At 44.7% G+C, this 2,748-nt stretch carries 2 protein-coding genes; one reads left to right on the top strand and one right to left on the bottom strand.

Annotated features, from left to right (window positions below):
* Window positions 1-139: 139 nt before the first annotated feature.
* A complete protein-coding gene (gene ilvD, locus WAK81_RS02915; protein ID WP_422195614.1) occupies window positions 140-1,969 on the bottom strand; it encodes a dihydroxy-acid dehydratase in 1,830 nt (609 codons plus the stop codon).
* Between the two features lie 408 nt (window positions 1,970-2,377).
* Between ilvD and WAK81_RS02910 the strand changes: the two genes are divergently transcribed.
* On the top strand, window positions 2,378-2,748 hold a 371-nt coding region (locus tag WAK81_RS02910; protein ID WP_422195613.1), incomplete at its 3' end, for a methionyl-tRNA formyltransferase.

The following is a 2,748-nucleotide window of genomic DNA, read 5'->3' as shown; positions in this document are numbered from 1 at the left end:
GAAACAAAAGTAGGTCGAACCGAAGGTTATAAACTGCAATTAAACAATTTCCTTTAAGACCCCGTCTTACTGAACCTATAAATTTCAAATAAAAAAAGCACCCCATCTGGAGTGCTTTTTAAATTTGTAAAATTACAAATTAGATATCACGTACCGCACCTTTCGAGGCACTGGTGGTATGCATCGCATACGCTTTCAGTGCTTTAGACACTTTACGCGGACGCTGTTCTGCAGGCTGCCAGCCTTTGGCTTCTTGCGCTGCACGACGTTCAGCCATCACTGATTCTTCAACCGCTAGGTGAATGGTACGGTTTGGAATATCAATTTCGATACGGTCGCCATCTTCAACCAGACCAATCGCACCACCTTCCGCTGCTTCAGGAGACACATGACCAATCGACAGACCAGATGAACCACCCGAGAAACGGCCATCCGTTAAAAGGGCACAGTCTTTACCCAAACCTTTCGATTTCAAGTAACTGGTTGGATACAACATTTCTTGCATACCCGGACCACCGCGTGGACCTTCGTAACGAATCACCACCACATCACCTGCAGTGATTTTACCGCCTAAAATCGCGTCTACCGCAGCATCCTGGCTTTCAAACACACGTGCAGTCCCGTTGAATTTCAGGATTGAATCATCCACACCGGCTGTTTTTACGATACAGCCTTCTAGCGCGATGTTGCCGTAAAGCACAGCCAGACCACCGTCTTGCGAGAAGGCATGTTCAACGTTACGAATCACACCATTTTCACGGTCACCATCTAAACGGGTGTAGTAACGATCTTGTGAGAATGCCGTTTGGGTTGGTACACCGCCCGGTGCTGATTTAAAGAAGTTATAAACCTCTTCATCTTCAGTACGAATGATATCCCACTTGTCTAACGCATCTTTTAAGGTTGCTTCATGCACTGTAGGTACAGAGGTATCCAGTAAGCCACCACGATCTAATTCACCCAGGATCGACATAATACCGCCGGCACGGTGAATATCTTCCATATGGACGTTTTTAACAGCAGGTGCAACTTTACACAGCACAGGCACTTTACGAGATAAACGATCGATATCGTCCATGGTAAAGTCAACTTCTGCTTCATGTGCAGCTGCCAACAAGTGTAGAACGGTATTGGTTGAACCACCCATCGCAATGTCCAAAATCATGGCATTTTCATACGATGCTTTGGTCGCAACATTACGTGGCAACACACTGTAATCATTTTGCTCATAATGACGTTTGGTGATTTCAACAATCAACTGACCTGCACGCTCAAATAATTTCTTACGGTTGGCATGTGTTGCCAGCGTAGAACCATTACCTGGTAAAGATAGACCTAGAGCTTCAGTCAAGCAGTTCATTGAGTTGGCAGTAAACATCCCTGAACATGAACCACATGTTGGACATGCAGAACGCTCGTATGCTTTTACTTCTTCATCTGTATAGTTGTCATCTGCTGCCACAATCATCGCATCAACAAGGTCAATTGCCTGTTCATTGCCACGGATTTGGACTTTACCCGCTTCCATTGGGCCGCCTGAAACAAATACCACCGGAATGTTCAAACGCATTGCTGCCATCAACATCCCTGGGGTGATTTTGTCACAGTTCGAAATACATACCATCGCATCTGCACAATGTGCATTGACCATGTATTCAACCGAGTCTGCAATCAGGTCACGTGAAGGCAATGAGTACAGCATGCCGTCATGACCCATCGCGATCCCATCATCGACTGCAATGGTATTAAATTCTTTTGCTACGCCGCCTGCTTGTTCAATTTGACGTGCAACCAATTGGCCAAGGTCTTTTAGATGGACATGACCCGGTACAAACTGGGTGAACGAGTTCACCACCGCAATAATCGGCTTACCGAAATCTTCATCTTTCATGCCGGTGGCACGCCATAAACCGCGTGCGCCAGCCATATTTCTTCCGTGTGTCGATGTTTTTGAACGATAGTCAGGCATTTTATATTTCCAACAAAGTTTGAGCTTGCAATGAATCGGGCAGATCCACTCTGGCTAAATCATACTGACAAGGAGCTTAAATCAGTTGAATTTTAAACCTATCATACTACAAGCCCTTGATTTACAAGAGGGCCCTTTGGTTGTAGATGCAGGCAAAAATGTCTATAGAGAGGTTTGGATGATCTGACGATAAAAATTTCTTAATGAAATCTACTATACCGCCATCATCATCAGGACAATACAAAACTTTCATGAATAATTTTTACAATTTGCATGAGTTTTTTTTATATAAAAATTCTACCGAAATTCAAGCACTCACCAAGCTTCTCGTATAAGTTTTTGCAACGATTAGGCTGAAATTTGGCTTTTGGCTTATAATAGCTTTTAAGTTTATTTGGAATTTCATGTGTGAAGATCATATTTGCGGGCACACCAGAATTTGCAGCCACAGCATTGGCTGCACTGCTTAAAACCGAACATGAAATTGTTGCGGTCTATACTCAACCGGACCGCAAAGCTGGACGTGGACAAAAACTGACAGCTTCTGCAGTAAAGCAGCTGGCTTTAGAAAATAATATTCCAGTCTACCAACCGCTTCACTTCAAATCTTCGACTGAAGAAGGTCTGGCAGCGCAAGCAGAACTTAAAGCCCTAAATGCAGATGTGATGGTGGTGGCGGCCTATGGCCTGATCCTGCCACAAGTGGTTCTGGATACGCCAAAATATGGTTGCCTGAATATTCATGGTTCGCTGTTGCCACGCTGGCGCGGTGCAGCCCC

It is taken from the genome of Acinetobacter sp. (genome assembly GCF_049284435.1).
In the GTDB taxonomy this organism is placed as follows: Bacteria; Pseudomonadota; Gammaproteobacteria; order Pseudomonadales; family Moraxellaceae; genus Acinetobacter.
This window is presented reverse-complemented; position numbering and strand designations above follow the sequence as displayed.